The organism is Pseudomonas sp. PKS (assembly GCF_051913525.1).
Taxonomy (GTDB): Bacteria; Pseudomonadota; Gammaproteobacteria; order Pseudomonadales; family Pseudomonadaceae; genus Aquipseudomonas; species Aquipseudomonas guariconensis_D.
In genome coordinates, this window is the sequence record NZ_JBEGDO010000032.1 from 31,563 (window position 1) to 51,591 (window position 20,029).

Below are 20,029 nucleotides of genomic sequence, written 5' to 3' on the forward strand. Positions count from 1 at the left end.
AGTACCCCGCATGAAGCGACTGGCTGGTCTCTCCACCCTTGCCCTGATCATTTCCAGCACCAGCGGTTGCGGCTGGCTGTGGGGCGAGGATGGCTATTTCCGCGACCGCGGCAGCGATTACCTGCAGGCGCACCCGACTGCGCCGATGCAGTTGCCGCCGGACGCCAGCAACCCCAAGCGCCTGGATCCGCTGCTGCCGATCCCACGTAACGTCGCCGACGACCGTGCCACGGGCGAGTTCGAGGTGCCCCGTCCACAGCCGCTGACCGCTACGGCCGAGGCAAGCGATTTCTCCCTGCAGCGCAGCGGCAGCAGCCGTTGGGTGCTGGCCCAGCGTTCCCCGGCGGAAGTCTGGCCGGTCGCGCGTCAGTTCTTCGAGGACAACGGTTTCCGCATTGCCGAGGAGCGTCCGCAGACTGGTGAGTTCAACACCACCTGGCAGCGTTTCGACGAACTCTCCGCGTCCCTGGGGCAACGTCTTGCCAGCTCTGCCAGCAGTCCGGATAGCGAAGTGCGTGTCCGTGTGCGTATGGAGCCAGGCGTGCAGCGCAACACCTCCGAGGTGTACGTCGTCAGCGTCGAGCGTCCGGCCGGCAGCACCGCCGAGCCTGATTTCCCGTCCAGCTCCACCAACACCGGCGCTGACGCCCTGTTGGTCGACGAAATGCTAGCCAGTATGAACCGTAGCGCCGAGAAGGGCGGTTCGGTCTCGCTGCTCGCCGCCCGCGACTTCGACGCGCCAAGCCGCGTCAGCCTGGCCGAAGACGGCAGCGGCAACCCGGTACTTTATCTGGGTGCCGACCTGGATCGCGCCTGGTCCAGCGTGGGCCGCGCCCTGGAGCAGGGCGAATGGCGTGTCGAGGACATCAACCGCAGCCTGGGTCTGTACTACATCAACCTGTCCGAGAAACCCGACGACAAGCAAGACCAGCCTGGCTTCTTCGGTCGCCTGTTCGGCAGCGAGCCGAGCAAGGAAGAGCGTGAGGCCCGCGCCGAGCGTTATCAGGTCCGTCTGAGCAAGGTCGGCGAAAGCGTGCAGGTCACTGTCGAGAAGAACATCAACACTGTGGCACCGGCCGATGTGGCTCGCCGCGTGCTGAGCATGATTCAGGACCACCTGGGCTAAGTGCGTTTCGCGGTACTTGGAAGCGGTAGCCAGGGAAACGGCACGCTGATCGCCAGTGGTAACACATTCATCCTGGTCGACTGCGGCTTTTCTCTGCGAGAGACCGAGCGGCGCCTGGCGTTGCTCGGGGTGTCCGCGGCACAACTGAGCGCCGTGCTGGTGACCCACGAACATGCCGACCATGTGCATGGGGTGGGGTTGTTGGCTCGGCGCTACAATGTACCGGTCTATCTCAGCGAGGGGACCCTGCGTGGCATGCGTAAGCCGGTGGAGGCCAGTGGTCTGCTCCGGTGTGGCGACAGCCTGCGTATCGGCGCTTTGGAAGTGAGCGCGGCGCGGGTCGAACATGACGCGCTCGAGCCGTTGCAGTATGTGGTCAGTGATGGGCGTCGACGTTTCGGCATGCTCACGGACCTTGGTTCCTACGACATGCATCTGTTGGAGCGCTACCAAGGCCTGGACGCCCTGCTGATCGAAGCCAACCACTGTCGTGACATGTTGGCGCGCGGGCACTACCCGCACTTCCTGAAGCTCAGGGTCGGCGGCAGCCAGGGACATTTGAACAACCACCAGGCCGCGAGCCTGGTGGCCGAGCTGGGCTGGAAACACCTGCAGCACCTGGTGCTGGCCCACCTCAGCAGCAAGAATAACCGGCCACAACTGGCCCGCCAGTGCTTCGTCGACACCTTAGGGTGCGACCCAGACTGGCTCCAGGTGGCGAATCAGGAACATGGGCTCGACTGGCGCGAAATCGCCTAGCCCACCCACTCAAGCAAGCGGAGCCCATCATGGAAAAACGCGAAGAACTCTACCGCGGCAAGGCCAAATCGGTTTACAAGACCGACGATGCCGACCGCTTGATCCTGCTATTCCGTAACGACACTTCGGCGTTCGACGGCAAGCGTATCGAACAGCTCGATCGTAAAGGCATGGTGAACAACAAGTTCAACGCCTTCATCATGCAGAAGCTGGAAGAAGCCGGCATTCCGACCCAGTTCGACAAGCTGCTCGGCGACAACGAGTGCCTGGTCAAGAAGCTGGACATGATCCCGGTCGAATGCGTGGTGCGTAACTATGCCGCCGGTAGCCTGGTCAAGCGCCTGGGCGTGGAGGAAGGCATCAAGCTGGAGCCGTCGACTTTCGAACTGTTCCTGAAGAACGACGAGAAGGGCGACCCCTTCATCAACGAATCCCACGTCGTCGCCTTCGGCTGGGGCACCGCCGAGCAGCTGGCGACCATGAAGCAGCTGTCGCTGAAGGTCAACGAAGTGCTGAGCAAGCTGTTCGATGACGCTGGCCTGCTGCTGGTGGACTTCAAGCTGGAGTTCGGTGTCTTCCACGGCCAGATCGTCTTGGGCGACGAGTTCAGCCCGGACGGCTGCCGCCTGTGGGACAAGGAAACCCGCAAGAAAATGGATAAGGACCGCTTCCGTCAGGGCCTCGGTGATGTCATCGAAGCCTATGAGGAAGTAGCCAAGCGTCTGGGCGTGCCGCTCTAAGCGACACGTTCACGCAAGCGCCTGATACCACGCGGATTTTTTTCAAAGAAGGGTTTGCCTTTCGCGAAATCGCTGGTATGATGCGCGCCACTGGAGAGATGCCGGAGTGGTCGAACGGGACGGATTCGAAATCCGTTGTACCTTCGCGGGTACCTAGGGTTCAAATCCCTATCTCTCCGCCATACATGAAAAGCCCCTGAAACGAGAGTTTCAGGGGCTTTTTGCATTCGCGGTCGAGTGCTTGGCATGGCTCTGCTTCGAAGCTGTGAGGATGCAGCTCCGTATCTATCCCTACCAGCTCTTGGTGCGTTGTAGCCGCTTATCCGAATTTCAGAACCGTCTTACCGCCAAAAGGGCGGTGTTAAATTGACGCTAATGTGACGCCTAAATAACATCGCTCCCCGATTTTCTATGACTCAGGGAAGCGTCAATGAAGTGCGGTCAGCTTACCGCGCAAGGGTTTGTCTTGTGCGTCGTGTTTGGCAGTGTCGTCAGCTCCGTGTGGGCTTCGCCGGGCGACCAGGATTTGATTCGTGAACGGCAGAACCGCCTCCTCGAAGAACAACAGCGTCGACTCGAGGAGCTGCGTTCTTTGCCCGGTGGTGCCGCTCAGCCCGTACCCTCTCAGCGGCCGGAAGACGTGCGCTGTTTCGACATCCGTACCATCGAACTCAAAGGCGCCGACAGCCTGTCGGCCAGTGACCGTCAGGCACTGCTCAAGCCTTTCATCGGCCAATGCCTGGGCGTGTCCCAGCTAAACGCTTTGCTCAAAGCTATCACCGACCTGTACTTGGCGCGTGGCTTGGTCACCAGTCGTGCGTACTTGCCGCAACAGGATCTTTCGTCAGGCCATTTGCAGGTGATGGTCGTGGAAGGGCGTCTGGAAAGTTTTCGCCCCGACGACAATAGTGGCCTGTCCGAGCGTGAGGTGGCCATGGCCTTTCCCGGTTCGGCGGGCCAGTTGCTTAATCTGCGTGAGATCGAGCAGATGGTCGACCAGCTCAATCGTTTGCCGTCGAACCAGGCGCAGATGGAGCTCTCCCCAGGCGAGGCGGTCGGTGGTAGTCGCGTGTTGGTACGCAATACACCGCAAAAGCCTTGGCGTGCCTCGCTGTCGCGCAACAACGAAGGCCAGCGCAGCACGGGCGAGCAGCAAGTCAATGTGGGGTTTGAATGGGACAGCCCGCTGGGGCTGGCTGACCAATTGGTGTTGCGTGGGGGCCATGATGTGGTCAGCGATCACACGCAAGGTTCGAACAACCGCGTGCTGTACTACAACCTGCCGTGGGGGTGGTGGAACTTCAGCTACAGCTACAGCGAAAACGAATATCGCTCAACAGCACGGGCCAACAGCTTTGCCTTCAAGCAGACCGGTGACAACCAGAACCACCAACTGCGCGCCGAGCGCGTGGTGCACCGCGACGCAGTCAGCAAGACCGCTTTGAACGTCGGGATCGCCCACCTGCGTACCAACAACTACATCGAAGATACCCGTCTGGACGCTAGCAGCAATCGCCTCAGCGAGGCGCAGTTCGGCATCAACCATGGCCGCCGCCTGGGTAGGGCTTTCGTCAACCTCGATCTTGGTATTCAGCAGGGCATCGGTGTTTTCGATGCCCAGGAGAATGGTCATCCGCGGCCCGGCGAGCCAGTGGCGCGTTATCGCAAATACAGCGCGACCCTCAGCTTCATCCAAGGCTTCGAGCTCCTTGGCGAGCGCCTGAGCTTCAGTAGCCTGGCCAACGGCCAGCGCAGCGAGGATGTGCTGTTCAGCTCGCAACGTATCAGCCTGGGGGGCCTGGCTTCGATTCGGGGGTTCAAGGACCAGTCGCTGTCCGGCGACACGCGTTTGATCGTGCTGCCGTTGAAAGAAGCGCTGCAAAGCGCCGAGCGGGTGGCCAATGGTGATTTGAGCCAGGACGTTCCGGTGTCCAGACGTGATGAGCTGGGCGAACTGCAGGCCAGCATGCAGCGCATGACAGTGAACCTGCGCGATCTGATCGGCGGGCTGCGTGACGGCGTGGTGCAGATCGCCAGCGCCGCCGAAGAGCTGTCGGCGGTCACTGAGCAGACCAGCACGGGGGTGAGCAGCCAGAAGGTCGAGACGGACCAGGTCGCCACCGCCATGAACCAGATGGCCTCGACCGTGCAGGATGTCGCGCGCAGTGCCGAGGAGGCCTCCACTGCGGCGGTCAATGCCGGCCATGAGGCGCGGGAAAGCGATACGGTGGTGAATCAGGCCATCGAGCAGATCACGCACCTGGACGTCGAGGTGGGGCATTCGACCGAGGCGATGGCCGGGCTCAAGCGCGAAAGCGACAAGATCGGCACGGTGCTGGACGTGATCAAGTCGGTCGCCCAGCAGACCAACTTGCTGGCGTTGAACGCTGCCATCGAGGCGGCGCGGGCGGGGGAGGCCGGTCGCGGCTTCGCGGTGGTGGCCGATGAGGTGCGCAGCCTGGCACAGCGGACCCAGAGCTCCACCGAAGAGATCGAAGAGTTGATCAGTGGTCTGCACCGTGGTACGCAGCAGGTCGGCGATATCCTCGAGCGCAGCCGCGCACTGACCAGCAACAGTGTCGAACTGACCCGTCGTGCCGGCACTTCGCTGCTGAACATCAGCCGTTCGGTGGCGACCATCGAATCGATGAACCTGCAGATCGCGACGGCTTCGGAGCAGCAGAGCGCTGTGGCCGAGGAAATCAACCGCAGCGTGCTCAATGTGCGCGAGGTGTCCGAGCAGACTGCCGCGGCCAGCGAGGAAACCGCCGCTTCCAGCGTCAAGCTGGCGCAGTTGGGCGGTGAACTGCAGCTGCTGGTGGGCAAATTCAAGCTTTGACCTGTGGGTGAATCGGCGTTCGCCGTCGTTGGATCAAGCCCCTGAAGCGCGTGCCTCAGGGGCTTTGCATCAAATGGAGGTGGCGGCGGCACTGGGTTGGCGCCGGTCGTGCCGCGTATCGTATAAGATATCCACACCGTATTGCCTCTGGATGCCGCCGTGCCGATCCTGCCCCGCAAAGCCCCCAATCTGGGTGTCACACCCTCGACCTCTGAAATCATCGCCGAGCACCTGCGTGAAGCGATCATTTCCGGGCATCTGGCCGAAGGCGAGCCGGTGCGTCAGGACGACATCGCCCAGGCGTTCAACGTGAGCAAGATCCCGGTGCGTGAAGCGCTCAAGCGCCTTGAAGCGGAAGGGTTGGTGGATTTTCACCGCAACCGTGGCGCCCTGGTGACCAAAATTTCCGAGCCTGAACTGGCCCAGATGTTCGAAGTGCGTGTGCTGCTGGAGGTCAAGGCCATCCGCCTGGCGGTGCCGAATATGACCGAAGAGACGTTCCAGAAAGCGGAAGGGATTTGCGCCGAGTTCATTGGCGAGGATGACATTGGCCGCTGGGCCGAACTGAACTGGGCGCTGCATGCATGTCTTTATGAGCCCGCGCAAAGGCCATTTTTGGTGGGCTTGATCCGCTCGATTCACGACAAGGTCGAGCGCTACCTGCGCATGCAGATGAGCTTGTCAGCCGGCAAGGAGCGCGCCGATCACGAACACCGGGACATCGTCGCCGCCTGCCGAAACCGCGATGCCGACCTGGCCGCACAGCTGATCGAGGCGCACATCAACGGCGTCTGCCAGAGCCTTTACGAGCACTTGCCCCATCGCTGAGCGACCGGCGGTGAGGGTGATCCCTTCTGTGGCATCGCCTGCCATATTGCTTCCTCCCGTAACAGTCCCTCGGGGCCGCCCGGCCCTGTGCGCCATGTCCCGTTTTACCCGATAGCCCTGTAGCAGCGCGCCCTGCGCCGCTTTGCCTGAAGCCGGGCGAAGTGCTGGCCCCATTCTTGCTCGGATAAAATCGTATACGAAATACGATATAACAAAAGCGGGCGATCCATCCCCCGGACATTGGGGCCGGACGCCGAGGACGAACGATCAACGGAGCGGAACATCGATGACCTCTACGACCTCTGTGGCATCCAAAACGCTTGACCGTACGGCGGACCATGCGCCCGCCGGTATCAAACGAGTGGTGGCTGCCGCCATGGCCGGCGCTGTGGCGGAGTGGTACGAATTCTTCCTTTATGGCACGGCCTCGGCTCTGGTCTTTGGGCAGTTGTTCTTCCGTCAGACCGGCAGCGCGATGGATGGCATCATCGCGGCCTTCGCACTGTATGCCGTGGGCTTTCTGGCGCGGCCTTTGGGTGGATTGGTGTTCGGCCACTATGGCGACAAGCTGGGACGCAAGCACCTGCTGCAGATCAGCTTGGTGGTGGTGGGCATCACGACCTTCCTGATGGGCTGCCTGCCCACCTTCGAAAAGATCGGCTATGCCGCCCCGGTGCTGTTGGTGTTGCTGCGACTGATCCAGGGCTTTGCCTTCGGGGGCGAGTGGGGAGGCGCGGTGCTGTTGGTGTCCGAGCACAGCCCGGACAACCGTCGGGGGTATTGGGCCAGTTGGCCCCAGGCGGGGGTTCCGGCCGGTAACCTGATTGCCACGGTCATCCTGCTGATCCTGTCTTCGAGCCTCTCGGAGGCGCAGTTCCTCGATTGGGGCTGGCGCGTGGCGTTCTGGTTCTCCGCGGTCGTGGTTCTGATCGGCTATTGGATCCGCAAGCGGGTGGATGATGCGCCGATCTTCAAGGAGGCGCAGGCGCGCCAACAGAAAGTGGCGCAGACGCAATTGGGCGTGGTGGAGGTGTTGTCCAAGCACTGGCGTGCGGTGCTGATCGGCATCGGCGCGCGGTTTGCCGAGAACATTCTTTATTACACCGTGGTGACCTTCTCCATTACCTACCTCAAGCTCGTGGTGCACAAGGACACCTCGCAGATTTTGCTGCTGATGTTCGGCGCGCACCTGCTGCATTTCTTCATGATTCCGGCCATGGGGTACCTGTCGGACATCATCGGGCGCAAGCCGGTGTACCTGGTCGGGGCGGTGCTGACCGGGTTCTGGGGCTTTGTCGGCTTCCCGATGATGGACACTGGCAATGAGTGGCTGATCATGGCCGCGATCACCTTGGGCCTGGCCATCGAGTCCATGACTTACGCGCCTTACTCAGCGCTGATGGCGGAGTTGTTCCCGACCCATGTCCGCTACACGGCGCTTTCGCTGTGCTACCAGGTCGCACCGATCCTGGCGGGTTCGCTGGCGCCGCTGATCGCGGTGACCTTGCTCAAGGAGTACAACAGCTCGACGCCGATTGCTTGGTATCTGGTGGGGGCTGCGCTGATCTCGATCGTCGCGGTGGCTGCGACCCGCGAGACCCGGGGAAAGTCGTTGCGGGCGGTGGACGAGGAGTTGGCCAAGCGCTGAGACGCTGGGGGCTGCAAAGCAGCCCCCGACTTCAGAACCGATCCAAACGGTAAGGTGCAAGCGCAGGCAACTGCCCAGCACCAGCGGGCACCGATCCCGTCATGGAGGCAACCAGTTCGGCAGTGGTCGCCGCCTGGGTGAGCCCCAGGTGCTGGTGACCGAAGGCGAGCAAAACCTTGCCGTCGCAGGCTTGGTCGATCACCGGCAGCGAGTCCGGCAGGGACGGACGAAAGCCCATCCAGGTGCTCGCCGCTTCTATGTTCAGCGCGTTCTTGAACAGCCCCTCGGTCAGCCGATGCAGCTGCCAAGCACGCCGCATGTTCGGCGCTCGCTCCAGCCCTGCGAATTCCACGGTGCCGGCCAGGCGCAGGCCGCCTTGCATGGGCGTCATGATGAAGCGGCGCTCCAGGGAAGTGACTGCCAAGGGCAAGCGATCATGCTCGTTGGGCAGCATCAGGTGGTAGCCGCGTTCGGTGTCCAGCGGAACGGCCTTGCCGGTAAGTTTCTGGGTCAGCTTGGCGGAGTGGGCACCGCAGGCAATCAATGCTTTTCGGGCGTTGACCTCGCCCTTGTCGGTGCGCAGCACAACGCCATCGGCGTGCACCCGGCCACCCTCGACGCGCTGGCGGGCGAAGTGAACGCCATTGTCCTGAGCCGCTTGCACCAGCGCCTTCACCACTTGGTGAGGGTCGATGAAATGACCGGTCGCGGGGAAAAACAGTGCACCCTGGATCGATTCGGACAACTGCGGCGCCACATTTCGCACGGCGTTGGCGTCCCAGAAATCGACGGGCACGCCCTGAGCCTGCATCTTCTGCTTGAGCGCGTCGATCGCCGTGCGCGATTCAGGGCGTTCAAAGACCAGCAGGGAGCCGTCTTCCTTGAGCAACTGCGTGTTGCCGGTGGAGGCCAGCAGGCGGCGCCAGGCATCCAGGCTCGCCTCGTTGAGTGCGCGCAGGGCGGCGACGCTGTTGCGGTAGGGGCGTTGGCGCAGGTTCAGCAGCAGGCGGGTGAACCAAGGCAGGGCCTTGGGCAGATAACGCCAGTCCAGGCGCAGCGGGCCCATCGGGTCCAGCAGCATGGCCGGCAAGCGCTTGAGGATGGACACGTCAGCGATGGGGAAGACCTGTTCGGTGGCCAGATGACCGGCATTGCCAAAGGATGCCCCCTGGCCCGGCTCATCCCGGTCGAGCACCAGCACCCGATGGCCCTGGCGTGACAAGGCCAGGGCGCAGGCCACGCCTACGATGCCGGCGCCGACCACGGCGATGTCATAGACCTCGTGACCGTTGCGGTGAAGTTCGTCTGGAAGCATCTGCTCAAACCTCGGTGATCGTAGATTTTATACAATTGTTGTATTCAGACCGCGCCCTGGCGAAGAAGCTCAGGGCAGGGGGTCAGTGATTCAGGCTGTTTTCCAGGACCGCGACGATGCCCTCGCAGGCTTCGCGGATGTGGCGGTCCAACAGGCGGCAGGCCGCCTCGATGTCTTTGTTGCGGGCATGTTCCAGCAGTTCGCGGTGTTCTTTTTCGGCTTTCTGGATTTCCCGCGTGTAGAGCAATTGCATGCGGATATAGCGATCGCACTTGGTATTGAGGTGCGTAATCATCGCCAGGGTTTCCGGCAGCTGGGCTGGCGAGTACAAGGCGGTGTGGAAGGCGAAGTTCAGCTCGCTCCAGTTGTCGATGTCGCTGCCTGAATCCAGTGCGGCGTCGTATTGGTCCAGCAGGCGCTCGGCCCGGTCGAGTTCGCTTGGAGTCAGTTTCGGGATGGCCTGCGCCAGGGCCCGGCATTCGAGCAATACGCGCAGGTCGAAGAGTTCGCGGATGGTGGCGGTGGAGAGTTCGGTGGTGAATGCACCCCGATGCGGATGGAACTGCACCAGCCCTTCGGCCTCGAGGGTCAACAGCGCCTCGCGCACGGGGATCCGGCTGACGTCGTAGTCCCGTGCGAGCGCGTCCTGGCGCAATTGGGTGGCGCCTTTGAACTCACCGCTGAGGATGCGTTTGCGAAGATCGTCCGCAACGTGCTGGGCACGTGTCTTGAAGCTAGCCATAGTACTGTTCGAGAACCCGATTGGAATTTGCATATTGTATGCAAAGGGCAAAACCGCATCCACCGACGTGCTGTAGGTGGATGCGCCATTGCCGGTCAGCTTACCCGCTGGCCGTTGACCAAGCGGCTGAGGTTCAGCGGGTTACCCTGCTTGATCGCCGTTGGCAGAAGGCTGTCGGGGAAGTTCTGGTAGCACACCGGACGCAGGAAACGCAGGATCGCCGCGGTGCCCACCGAGGTGCTGCGGGCATCGGAGGTGGCCGGGAACGGGCCGCCGTGGACCATCGCATCGCACACTTCAACACCCGTCGGCCAGCCATTGATCAGGATGCGTCCGGCCTTGCGCTCCAGGGTTGGCAGTAGCGTGGCAACCGCGTCGGTATCGGCATCGTCCATGTGCACGGTGGCCGTAAGCTGGCCTTCGAGTTGCTCGGCCACTTGCTTGGCTTGGGCCAGCTCGTCGCACTCGACGATCAGCGAAGACGAGCCGAACACCTCGGCCTGCAGCGTGTGGTCACGCATGAAGTCGTGGGCAGTGGTCACGAACAGGTGCGATTGGCACTGGTTGTGGCCTTCGCTCTCGGCGCCTTTGGCTTGCAGGCGTGCATTGGCATTGGCTGCCAGGGCTTGGACGCCTGTGCTGTAGGCCTTGTAGATGCCGGGCGTGAGCATGGTCTGGGTTGGGCTCTTGGCGATGGCAGTGCTGGCGGTGGCGATGAAGTCGTCCAGGGCAGGACTCTTCACCGCGATCACCAGGCCCGGATTGGTGCAGAACTGGCCGGCGCCCTGGTTGAGGGAGGCGACGAAGCCTTCGGCCAGCGCGGTGCCACGGTTGACCAGTGCCGACTCGAACAGGAACACCGGGTTGATCGAGCTCATTTCGGCATACACCGGGATGGGCTCGCGGCGTGCCTGGGCGGCCAGTGTCAGGGCAACGCCACCGCTGCGCGAGCCGGTGAAGCCGACGGCCTTGATGCGTGGGTCATTGACCAGGCCAATGCCGATTTCGGTACCGGAGCCATACAGCAGCGAGAACACCCCTTCGGGCAGTTCGCAATCCTGAACGGCCTGCTGGATGGCGCGGCCAACCAGTTCGCTGGTGCCCGGGTGGGCACTGTGGGCCTTGACGATCACCGGGCAGCCGGCGGCGAAGGCCGAGGCGGTATCACCACCGGCCACCGAGAAGGCCAGGGGGAAGTTGCTGGCGCCGAACACCGCCACAGGGCCTAGGGCGACATGACGCTGGCGCAAGTCCGGACGCGGCAGTGGCTGGCGCTCAGGCAGCGCTTCGTCCACACGCACGTCGAGCCATTCGCCGGCACGGACGGTGCGGGCGAAGGTACGCAGTTGGAAGCAGGTGCGACCGATTTCGCCCTGGATGCGTGCTTGCGGCAGCCCGCTTTCAGCCACGGCGCGCTGGACCAGCGTGTCGCCGAGGGCTTCGATGTTCTGGGCGATGCGCTCGAGGAAGGCGGCACGCGCCTGCAGCGAGGTTTCGCGATAACGGTCGAAGGCTTCCCAGGCCAGGCTGCACGCGAGCTCGACATGCTCACGGCTGCCGCCTGGATAGGCTGGTTCGAGCTGCGCGTTGGTGGCGGGGTTGATGGCGAAGACCGGGGCTTGCGTACCGGCGATGGCGCGTTGGCCGATCAGCAGGTTACCTGAAAGACTCATGGGGCTCTCCTGAGGTCGGGAAAGACGGATTCCCGCGCCGGGCGGGAAGAAGAGGACGGCGCGCCAAAGGGTCGCGCCGCCTCGGGGAGGTCAAGCGGGGCGGGATCAGACCAGGTTGTTTTCGACCGACCAGCTGGCGTACCAGCGGCGGAACTGGGCGTACTGGTTTTCCGCGTAGCGGCGCTGGCTGTCGCTCAGCACATCGGTGGCGTTGAAGTGCAGGGTGTATTCCTTGTCGCCGTTCAGGACCATCAGGTGCTTGTAGTACAGCACCAGGTCGACGCCTTCGTCGAAGGACGACAGGATCGCCAGCGCGCCTTCGAGCTCCAGGGCCAGGCGACGAGCCTTGGCATCACCGATGGCCGCTTCCTTGCACAGCTTGATCAGCAGCAGTACTTCACGTGGCAGGGCGTTGCCGATGCCGGTGATGGCGCCGGTGGCGTTGCACTTGACGAAGCCGTGGAAGACCTGGGTGTCGACGCCTGCCATCAGGGTGACTTCTTCATCCTTGGAGGTGATGAATTCGGCGGCATAGCTCATGGCGGCCGCGCCACCGAACTCTTTGAAGCCGATCAGGTTCGGGTGTTCGCGGCGCAGTTCGAAGAACAGGTCGGCGCGGGTGGCGAAGCCGTAGTGGGGGCTGTTGTAGATCACCGCCGGCAGGTTCGGCGCCGCGTTCAGGATGGCCTTGAAGTGTTCCTTCTGGGCCGGGATGGACGAGCCACGGGACAGCACGCGTGGGATGACCATCAGGCCGTGGGCGCCGACCTTGGCGGCGTGAGCGGCATGGGAGACGGCTTCACGGGAGTTGACCGCGCCGGTGCCGACGATGGTCGGGATACCGGCGGCGACCAGGCGGGCCACGCCTTCCTGGCGCTCGGCTTCGGTCAGCAGCGGCCAGTCACCCATCGAGCCGCAGTACACCACGGCGCTCATGCCGATATCGATCAGCTCGCGGCCCTTTTTCACCAGCGCGTCGAAGTCTGGCTTGCGGTCCGGGGTGCAGGGGGTCATCAGGGCAGGAATGCAGCCAGTGAAGATGTTGTCAGTCATTGTGGGCTCCTTGAAGCATTCATTCAGGTCGGTCGTGAAGGAGGCGCGCATCGCAGGCGACGCGCGTGCGGGTTACTGGCAGATACCCCAGGCGAAGGGGTCCTGCTCGTCGATCAGCAGTTGGCTGTCGGCGGTGACATGGGCGCGGCCGGTGATGGAAGGGCGGATGCGCTCGCCTTCCTGTTCATAACGGCCTTCGAATCGGCTGCCGGTAATGCTGGCCTGGACCCAGGTCTGGCCGGGGGCGAGCTTGCCGTCGGCGGCCAGGCACGCGAGCTTGGCGCTGGTGCCGGTGCCGCAGGGAGAACGGTCATAGGCCTTGCCGGGGCACATGACGAAGTTGCGGCTGTCGGCCTGCGGGTCGGCGGCAAACAGTTCGACGTGATCGATCACGCCACCGTCCTCGCCGAAGATGCCGCTGGCCTCCAGTGCCTGGAGGATCGCCCAGGTGTAGGCGGTCAGCGCTTCGACGTTGGCCAGTTCCAGTACCTGGCCGTGGTCGGACACCAGGAAGAACCAGTTGCCGCCCCAGGCGATGTCGCCGCGCACTTCGCCATAGCCAGGCACCTGGACCGGCACATCATGGCGGTAGCGGTAGGCAGGCACGTTGCGCACGGTGACGGCGCCATCGGCGTGCAGGGTGGCGTTGACCGGGCCGACGGGGGTGTCGATCTTGTGCTCGCCTGGTTCGATCATCCCCAGGTGATGCAGCGAGGCGACCAGGCCGATGGTGCCGTGGCCACACATGCCCAGATAGCCGGTGTTGTTGAAGAAGATCACACCGCAGGTGGCGTCCGGCGAGACGGGTTCGCAGTAAAGGGCGCCGACCAGCACATCATTGCCGCGTGGTTCGAGCAGGGTTGCCCGGCGCCATTGGTCATGTTCGTTACGCAGCGCGTCGCGTTTCTGGCTCATGGTCTGGCCGGCGACGGCTGGGAAGCCGCTCATGACCAGGCGGGTGGGTTCGCCGCCGGTGTGGGAGTCGATGACGTGGATGCTTTTCATTGAAATTGTAAATCCTCTGAACGCATCAGCCGGAGGGCTGGGATGGGCGGATTGCAGATTTTATACAATGTAGATTTTATACAATCAACCCCCTCATGCATTCCCCTGGCGGTTATCGATACCTGTGGAAGCGGGTTCGCCCGTGAGTGCGGCGGTGGGTTCAGCCCCGTATTCGTGGGGTGAACCGGCTCTCGCAGAGACGTGCTGTCAGGTGTCTTGCGAGATGATCAGCTATGGGTTGCCTGGCGGTACTGGCGTGGGGTGAAGCCAGTCATGGTCTTGAACTGGCGGGAGAACGCGCTGTGGTCGGTGTAGCCGCAACGCAGGGCGATCTCGGTGATCGGCAGGTCGGTGCGCAGCAGCAGGTGCGCTTGCTCGAGGCGTGCCTTGTGGATCATCTGCCGGGGCGTGAGGTGGAAGATGCGCTTGCAGTACCGCTCCAGTTGCGCCACCGAGAGGCCGGCGACTTCGGTCAGGTCGTCGAGGGTGATCGGGCGGTGATAGTGCTCGCGGATGTAGGTGTCCACCGCCGACAGCCGCTGGTAGGCCGGGTGAGCCTGGGCCGCCGACTGCAGGTCGACGGAAATGCCGATCAGCCCCATCACCTCGCCGCGGCGGTTGAGAATCGGCCGCTTGTGGGTCAGGCACCAACCCGGCTCCTGGCTGCCGTACAGGTGCACCTCCAGTTGGTCCTGCAGCACCAGTGCGCCCTCCAGCACCCGCCGATCCTGCTCCGTGTAGCCCGGTCCGAGCTGCGCGGGAAAGACTTGCGCGCTGGTGCGTCCGAGCAGGGGGGCGAGGGACTTGAGGCCACAGCGCTCGACCAGCGTGCGGTTGGCCATCAGGTAACGGGCCTGGGCGTCTTTGACGAAGATCACCGCATTGGGAATGGCGTCGAGCATGGGCTGCATCAGCGAGATGCAGGCCATCAGCTCCTTCATGTTTTTCGGCCGGTGGGCGGTGAGGCCTTCGCTGAAGGTGGAGAAATGCTGCTCGGGCATGGTGCATGTCCTGGGTGGGCGAAGGCGGCCTGGGGCGCTTTCGACAGGGGCTGTGATTGCCATTCAGGATGCCGCGGTGCCTGGCCCCCGCGTCAAGTCGGGAATGCAAATTGTGCAGAATTCGTCATCAGGGCTGGTGAAAACCATCAAGCAATCGTTGCCGCGATGAGTTCAACCTAAAAAAGACAGAGCGTGCCAGGCACCTCGTCGGACCCTTCGATCCACAGGCGGCCATAGACCACCCGCCTCTCTGGGACGGGGTTCGGTCACCCATCGCTGAAAACAGAGCGCCACTCACCGGACACCCGCTGAGCGCGCATTCTCGAATCGAGAGGCCGCAACTTCACCGCCCAAGCACACTGATCTGCAACACAGTTTCTGCCTATTTCAATAATCCACAAAAAAGGGCTTAGCTATGTCAGGCCAAGGTAAATTCAAGAAACAACTGTCGCTGATGGACTTGACGTTCATCGGCCTGGGGGCCATTTTCGGCTCCGGTTGGCTGTTCGCCGCCAGCCATGTGTCGGCCATCGCAGGCCCGGCAGGCATCATCTCCTGGTTGATCGGCGGTTTCGCCGTGCTGCTGCTGGGCATCGTCTACTGCGAACTGGGCGCCGCCTTGCCGCGCGCCGGTGGCGTGGTGCGCTACCCGGTGTTTTCCCACGGGCCCTTGCTGGGCTATCTGATGGGTTTCATCACCATCATCGCGTTCTCGAGCCTGGTGGCGATCGAAGTGGTCGCCTCGCGTCAGTACGCCGCAGCCTGGTTTCCGCAACTGACCCATCCGGGCACCAATGACGCGACCCTGGCCGGCTGGCTGGTGCAGTTCGCCCTTTTGTGCCTGTTCTTCGTGGTCAACTATCGCAGCGTCAAGACCTTCGCCAAGGCCAACAACCTGATCAGCACGTTCAAGTTCATCGTGCCGCTGCTGGTCATCGTGGTGCTCTACAGCTTCTTCCGTCCGGAAAACCTCGAGGTCCAAGGCTTCGCGCCGTTCGGCATGTCCGGCATCGAAATGGCCGTCTCCGGCGGTGGCATCATCTTCGCGTACCTGGGGTTGACGCCAATCATCTCGGTGGCCAGCGAAGTGCGTAATCCGCAACGGACCATTCCTATCGCGCTGATTCTCTCGGTGCTGTTGTCCACGGCCATCTATGTGCTGTTGCAAGTGGCGTTCCTGGGCAGTGTGCCGACCGAGATGCTGGTCAATGGCTGGGGCCTGATCAACAAGGAATTCTCGCTGCCTTACCGCGACATCGCCGTCGCCTTGGGCGTGGGCTGGCTGGCGTATCTGGTGGTCGCCGACGCGGTGATCTCGCCGAGCGGCTGCGGCAACATCTACATGAACGCCACGCCACGGGTCATCTACGGCTGGGCGCGGACCGGCACCTTCTTCAAGGTGTTCACCCGCATCGACGAGAAATCCGGTATCCCGCGCCCGGCGCTGTGGCTGACCTTCGGCCTGTCGATCTTCTGGACCCTGCCGTTCCCATCCTGGGAAGCGCTGATCAACGTGGTATCGGCAGCCCTGGTGCTGAGCTACGCGGTCGCCCCGGTCTCGGTCGCCGCCTTGCGCCGCAGCGCACCCGACCTGGAGCGCCCGTTCCGCGTCAAAGCCATGGGCGTGCTGGGGCCGGTGTCGTTCATCATCGCTTCGTTGATCGTCTACTGGTCGGGCTGGAGCACGGTGTCCTGGCTGCTGAGCCTGCAGATCCTGATGTTCGTCGTCTATCTGTTGGCCGGCCGTTTCGTGCCCACCGAACACCTGTCGCTCAAGCAGCAAGTGCACTCGTCGCTGTGGCTGGTGGGCTTCTACGCGATGATCATCGTGTTCTCCAAACTCGGCAGTTTCGGTGGCATCGGCGTGCTCGCCCATCCGCTGGACAACGTCGTCGTTGGCCTGTGCTCCCTGGGCATCTACTACTGGGGCGCACGCACCGGCGTGCCGGCACACCTGCTGCGTCTGGATGCCGATGAAGAGGAAGAACAACCGAACGTCCAGCCAAGCGCCAAAGGATTCACCACCGCCCACGCACGCTGAGTCGCAGGTTGACTCCGCCACGCCTGGCATTTTCACGCACGCACCGCGGCAGCCTAGGGCTGCCGCGGTCGCATTCAGGGAGTAACCGCAAATGAATGACAGGGTCCACATGACGCTCGAAGAGGTCCACGCACTGGCCGTCAGCGCGCTGTTGGCCAACGGCATGTCCACCGCCCATGCCCAGGCCATAGCCGAGGTGATCACCCAAGGTCAACGCGACGAGTGCCATTCCCATGGCCTTTACCGGGTGCTGGTGTGCGTGCGCTCGCTGCGATCCGGCAAGGTCGATCCATCGGTGCTGCCGACGGTGCATGACGACGGGCCTTCGATCGTCAAGGTCGATGCCCACCAGGGCTACTCATTGCTGGCCTTTCAGACCGGCCTTCCCGTGCTGGTGGAAAAGGCCCGCCGGCAGGGCATTGCTGCCCTGGTGATTCGCAACTGCTTCCACTTCTCTGCATTGTGGCCGGAGGTCGAGGCCATCGCCGCCCATGGCCTGGTCGGCATGGCGATGACTCCGAGCCACAGTTGGGTAGCGCCGGCGGGGGGCAAGCGGGGCGTGTTCGGCACCAACCCGTTGGCGTTCGCCTGGCCACGTCCGAATGGCGAGCCGTTCGTCTTCGACTTTGCCACCAGTGCCATCGCCCGGGGGGATATCGAGCTGCATGCCCGGGAGGGCAAGGCGATCCCCGATGGCTGGGCGCTGGACAGCGAGGGCCAGCCGACCAACGACGCCAGCGCTGCGCTGGCCGGTGCGATGCAGACTTTCGGTGGACACAAGGGATCGGCCCTGGCGGCCATGATCGAGCTGCTGGCCGGCGCACTGATTGGCGACATGACCAGCCTTGAGTCCATGACCTTCGATGGCGGCGCCGGTGCCACACCGTGCCATGGCGAACTGCTGCTGGCGTTTGACCCCAAGGCGTTTCTCGGCGAGGACATCGAGGCCGGGTTGCAGCGGGCAGAGCATCTGTTCGCCGCCATCACAGACCAGGGCGCACGCTTGCCTTCCCAGCGGCGCTTCAGTGCCCGCAAGCGCTCATTGGTCGAAGGTGTCTGGGTGAACCGACAGGTCGTTGAGGATATTCGTCGCTTGTTGTGAAGTGGGTCTCACGCTTTACGTGAATGCAATGAGGCTCTGGTTGCAATGCGCAAGTAACGTTCGAACATTTGTTTTAATCGAGCGTCACTTGCGTGGCTGTTTGCATGGTCCGCTATTTGAAAACAATCCAATTGGATAACTGTGCGCGAGGCGCACTGCGGAAGTTCCCGCTTCTTGCTTTGACGTAATGAAAACGGCGTTTATTTTTTTTGACGAAGTGGTTAATATCGCGCCGCCATCAGTACGATGGTGAATTATAAATTAAAGGATTTAGTAATGAAAAAGCTGATCAAAGCTACCGCCGCTGTTGCTGTCATCTCGGGCGTCGCCCTGCTCTCCGGCTGCACCGGCCAAGTCTACAACCAGCCAAAGAACTGCTCGTACGACTACCTGTTCCACCCATCGGTTTCCATTTCCAAAGTTATCGGCGGTTGCGGCCCGATCGACAAGCTGCCACAACAGCAGTAATTTTGGGTGTACGGATTACACCTCGATTGGGTGTAATCAGAACCCCCTCTCTTAATGGAGCAGGGGGTTTTTTATTGCCCGAGCCTAACAAGTAATGGCGTTATGATATTAATTGCGGTCAGGTCACTGAAACTAAAAGTACCCTTATCTAAGCCAGGGACTTGGCCATCTCGGCAGTGGCCTTCCACCCCTGTGCCTCATATACCGGCCGACCCACTTCCGTGGCGTGCAATACCCCAAAGCCGATCCCCCGCGCGACGAACTCAGCCTCGGCCAGTTGCATCAAGGCCGACGCCAACCCCCGCCGCCGGTAGGCAGGTTCGACGAATACATTGAGCACATAACCGCGTTGATCCTGGTTCGGATGGGCAGGGTGGGGCGGCCACTCGATGCTCATCAGGCCGATCGCCGCTGCATTGATTGCCCCGTCCATCAAGGCGAATCCGTAGTAGCGCCCATCGGTCAGGCGCGGGAGCAACCAGGGCCGAAAGTGTTCGGTCATCACACGCAGTTGCGAAGGATCGCCACCGGCCTCCAGGAACATCCGCTCGCGGTGTTCACAGATCATCGCGTGGTCATCCAATTCCAGCCTGCGAGGTGTCAGGCCCGAGAAATCGATATCGCCGGGGAATTCATTCATGCGCTGCCCTCCGATGGAGTGACTGATGCTAGTGCCGGTCCATCCCGGGCGTTAGTGACAGATCCGCAGGAAACCGGCCATACAGTGCGTTGGACCTGAATGAGCGCGATATCGGCCCCAGCCGATGGCTACAGCATCAACCGCCGACTGAACTTGGTTTCCATGACGATATGGCCTCCAAACGATGCACAAGACCACCGCCCCGCGCCCAGCGGGCCGATGTGCGGCATCTTGTGGATCAGGCCCGACGATGCAGGCAAGCGGGTGAAATCTGCCAGGCAGGGGGACGAGCGAAGGCATAGCGTGCCGCAGGTCGGAAATCCGCCAGGGGGTACTCAAGAACCGAGCGCGGGCAGCCGATAGCTAATAAGTAGAACCCCGCGACGGCGGGGTGAGCGTGCAACCTTCAAAAAAAGAAAAATCACCAAGGTCTCTGAACATGAACCTGAAATTCCGCCATAAGATTCTGCTCAGTGCCTGTGGCATCGTGGTATTGGCGTTTGCCTTGTTTACCCTCTACAACGACTACCTGCAGCGCAACATCATCCGCCAGAACATCGAGTCGTCCGTGCAACAGGCGGGCGACCTGACCGCCAGCAGCGTGCAGAACTGGATGTCCGGACGCATCCTGATCCTGGAAAACCTGGCCCAGGACATCGCCCAGCAGGGCGCCGGCGAGAACCTGGTCGGGTTGATCGAACAACCGTCCTACACCAGCAACTTCCTCTTCACCTACCTGGGCCATGCCACTGGCGTGTTCACCCAGCGTCCGGACACGCAGATGCCCGACGGCTACGACCCGCGCCAACGGCCGTGGTACAACGCGGCAACCAGCGCCGGCCATACGGTGATCACAGCCCCCTACCAAGGCGCTGTCGGTGGCCTGATGGTCACCATTGCCTCGCCCGTCAAAAGCCGCGCCGACGGCGCCCTGCTCGGGGTGGTCGGTGGTGACCTGACCCTGGATACCTTGGTGAAGATCATCAACTCGGTAGACTTCGGCGGCATCGGCCACGCCTTCCTCGCCGATCGCAACGGCCAGGTCATCG

General features: G+C 62.5%; 16 protein-coding genes, 1 tRNA gene and 2 pseudogenes. 12 read left to right on the forward strand and 7 right to left on the reverse strand.

Annotated elements, in window-relative coordinates:
• Nucleotides 1-10: 10 nt before the first annotated feature.
• The 8 genes and pseudogenes from bamC to abaF all read left to right on the forward strand — a co-directional run bounded on the left by bamC (nucleotide 11) and on the right by abaF (nucleotide 7,940).
• Nucleotides 11-1,126 (forward strand): outer membrane protein assembly factor BamC, encoded by a 1,116-nt coding sequence (gene bamC, locus ABOA88_RS22665; RefSeq protein WP_196167503.1) that lies wholly within the window; start codon nucleotides 11-13, stop codon nucleotides 1,124-1,126.
• The gene (locus tag ABOA88_RS22670) at nucleotides 1,127-1,885 is read left to right on the forward strand and encodes an MBL fold metallo-hydrolase (protein WP_367852151.1); all 759 of its coding nucleotides are present in this window, start codon (nucleotides 1,127-1,129) and stop codon (nucleotides 1,883-1,885) included.
• 29 nt (nucleotides 1,886-1,914) lie between these two features.
• Nucleotides 1,915-2,625: a phosphoribosylaminoimidazolesuccinocarboxamide synthase gene (gene purC, locus ABOA88_RS22675; RefSeq protein WP_043213139.1), complete on the forward strand. Its 711-nt coding sequence runs from the start codon at nucleotides 1,915-1,917 to the stop codon at nucleotides 2,623-2,625.
• Nucleotides 2,626-2,717: 92 nt separating this feature from the next.
• Nucleotides 2,718-2,807 (forward strand) — tRNA-Ser (locus ABOA88_RS22680).
• A 248-nt stretch (nucleotides 2,808-3,055) separates the two neighbouring features.
• Nucleotides 3,056-4,411: pseudogene (locus ABOA88_RS22685) on the forward strand (ShlB/FhaC/HecB family hemolysin secretion/activation protein); the annotation flags it as partial.
• Nucleotides 4,412-4,468: 57 nt separating this feature from the next.
• Nucleotides 4,469-5,464 (forward strand): annotated as a pseudogene (locus ABOA88_RS22690) (methyl-accepting chemotaxis protein); the annotation flags it as partial.
• A 168-nt stretch (nucleotides 5,465-5,632) separates the two neighbouring features.
• Nucleotides 5,633-6,292, forward strand: coding sequence for a GntR family transcriptional regulator (locus ABOA88_RS22695; protein WP_070094388.1), 660 nt, complete (start codon nucleotides 5,633-5,635; stop codon nucleotides 6,290-6,292).
• A 286-nt stretch (nucleotides 6,293-6,578) separates the two neighbouring features.
• Entirely contained in the window at nucleotides 6,579-7,940 is a 1,362-nt protein-coding gene (gene abaF, locus ABOA88_RS22700) for a fosfomycin efflux MFS transporter AbaF (RefSeq protein WP_328324845.1), read from the forward strand.
• A gap of 31 nt (nucleotides 7,941-7,971) precedes the next feature.
• On the opposite strand, the gene ABOA88_RS22705 is transcribed toward abaF, so the two are convergent.
• From ABOA88_RS22705 to ABOA88_RS22730, 6 genes are all read right to left on the reverse strand, one after another.
• On the reverse strand, nucleotides 7,972-9,255 hold the full coding sequence (locus ABOA88_RS22705) for an NAD(P)/FAD-dependent oxidoreductase (protein ID WP_367852153.1): 1,284 nt from the start codon (nucleotides 9,253-9,255) through the stop codon (nucleotides 7,972-7,974).
• 82 nt (nucleotides 9,256-9,337) lie between these two features.
• A complete protein-coding gene (locus ABOA88_RS22710) occupies nucleotides 9,338-9,997 on the reverse strand; it encodes a GntR family transcriptional regulator (protein WP_043214709.1) in 660 nt (219 codons plus the stop codon).
• Nucleotides 9,998-10,092: 95 nt separating this feature from the next.
• Nucleotides 10,093-11,670: an aldehyde dehydrogenase (NADP(+)) gene (locus ABOA88_RS22715; protein ID WP_367852154.1), complete on the reverse strand. Its 1,578-nt coding sequence runs from the start codon at nucleotides 11,668-11,670 to the stop codon at nucleotides 10,093-10,095.
• 105 nt (nucleotides 11,671-11,775) lie between these two features.
• On the reverse strand, nucleotides 11,776-12,723 hold the full coding sequence (locus ABOA88_RS22720; RefSeq protein WP_367852155.1) for a dihydrodipicolinate synthase family protein: 948 nt from the start codon (nucleotides 12,721-12,723) through the stop codon (nucleotides 11,776-11,778).
• A gap of 72 nt (nucleotides 12,724-12,795) precedes the next feature.
• Entirely contained in the window at nucleotides 12,796-13,728 is a 933-nt protein-coding gene (locus ABOA88_RS22725) for a 4-hydroxyproline epimerase (RefSeq protein WP_196167443.1), read from the reverse strand.
• Between the two features lie 227 nt (nucleotides 13,729-13,955).
• Nucleotides 13,956-14,669, reverse strand: coding sequence for an AraC family transcriptional regulator (locus ABOA88_RS22730; protein ID WP_419183365.1), 714 nt, complete (start codon nucleotides 14,667-14,669; stop codon nucleotides 13,956-13,958).
• A 475-nt stretch (nucleotides 14,670-15,144) separates the two neighbouring features.
• On the opposite strand from ABOA88_RS22730, the gene ABOA88_RS22735 reads away from it, so the two are divergent.
• The 3 genes from ABOA88_RS22735 to ABOA88_RS22745 all read left to right on the forward strand — a co-directional run bounded on the left by ABOA88_RS22735 (nucleotide 15,145) and on the right by ABOA88_RS22745 (nucleotide 18,340).
• On the forward strand, nucleotides 15,145-16,770 hold the full coding sequence (locus ABOA88_RS22735; RefSeq protein WP_367852156.1) for an APC family permease: 1,626 nt from the start codon (nucleotides 15,145-15,147) through the stop codon (nucleotides 16,768-16,770).
• A gap of 91 nt (nucleotides 16,771-16,861) precedes the next feature.
• Entirely contained in the window at nucleotides 16,862-17,872 is a 1,011-nt protein-coding gene (locus ABOA88_RS22740; RefSeq protein WP_367852157.1) for an Ldh family oxidoreductase, read from the forward strand.
• Nucleotides 17,873-18,148: 276 nt separating this feature from the next.
• A complete protein-coding gene (locus tag ABOA88_RS22745; protein WP_043214725.1) occupies nucleotides 18,149-18,340 on the forward strand; it encodes a YhfL family protein in 192 nt (63 codons plus the stop codon).
• A 148-nt stretch (nucleotides 18,341-18,488) separates the two neighbouring features.
• On the opposite strand, the gene ABOA88_RS22750 is transcribed toward ABOA88_RS22745, so the two are convergent.
• Complete coding sequence (locus ABOA88_RS22750; protein WP_367852158.1) at nucleotides 18,489-18,980, reverse strand: GNAT family N-acetyltransferase; 492 nt, start codon at nucleotides 18,978-18,980, stop codon at nucleotides 18,489-18,491.
• A gap of 439 nt (nucleotides 18,981-19,419) precedes the next feature.
• Between ABOA88_RS22750 and ABOA88_RS22755 the strand changes: the two genes are divergently transcribed.
• Nucleotides 19,420-20,029: cache domain-containing protein (locus ABOA88_RS22755; protein ID WP_440127989.1), on the forward strand; the 610-nt coding region annotated here is incomplete at its 3' end.

Bases quoted from the DNA above. Each gene is read 5' to 3' on its own strand.
- bamC (WP_196167503.1), top strand. From the start codon at position 11: ATGAAGCGACTGGCTGGTCTCTCCACCCTTGCCCTGATCATTTCCAGC.
- purC (WP_043213139.1), top strand. From the start codon at position 1,915: ATGGAAAAACGCGAAGAACTCTACCGCGGCAAGGCCAAATCGGTTTAC.
- abaF (WP_328324845.1), top strand. From the start codon at position 6,579: ATGACCTCTACGACCTCTGTGGCATCCAAAACGCTTGACCGTACGGCG.
- ABOA88_RS22705 (WP_367852153.1), bottom strand. From the start codon at position 9,255: ATGCTTCCAGACGAACTTCACCGCAACGGTCACGAGGTCTATGACATC.
- ABOA88_RS22710 (WP_043214709.1), bottom strand. From the start codon at position 9,997: ATGGCTAGCTTCAAGACACGTGCCCAGCACGTTGCGGACGATCTTCGC.
- ABOA88_RS22715 (WP_367852154.1), bottom strand. From the start codon at position 11,670: ATGAGTCTTTCAGGTAACCTGCTGATCGGCCAACGCGCCATCGCCGGT.
- ABOA88_RS22720 (WP_367852155.1), bottom strand. From the start codon at position 12,723: ATGACTGACAACATCTTCACTGGCTGCATTCCTGCCCTGATGACCCCC.
- ABOA88_RS22725 (WP_196167443.1), bottom strand. From the start codon at position 13,728: ATGAAAAGCATCCACGTCATCGACTCCCACACCGGCGGCGAACCCACC.
- ABOA88_RS22730 (WP_419183365.1), bottom strand. From the start codon at position 14,669: ATGAAGGAGCTGATGGCCTGCATCTCGCTGATGCAGCCCATGCTCGAC.
- ABOA88_RS22735 (WP_367852156.1), top strand. From the start codon at position 15,145: ATGTCAGGCCAAGGTAAATTCAAGAAACAACTGTCGCTGATGGACTTG.
- ABOA88_RS22740 (WP_367852157.1), top strand. From the start codon at position 16,862: ATGAATGACAGGGTCCACATGACGCTCGAAGAGGTCCACGCACTGGCC.
- ABOA88_RS22745 (WP_043214725.1), top strand. From the start codon at position 18,149: ATGAAAAAGCTGATCAAAGCTACCGCCGCTGTTGCTGTCATCTCGGGC.
- ABOA88_RS22750 (WP_367852158.1), bottom strand. From the start codon at position 18,980: ATGAATGAATTCCCCGGCGATATCGATTTCTCGGGCCTGACACCTCGC.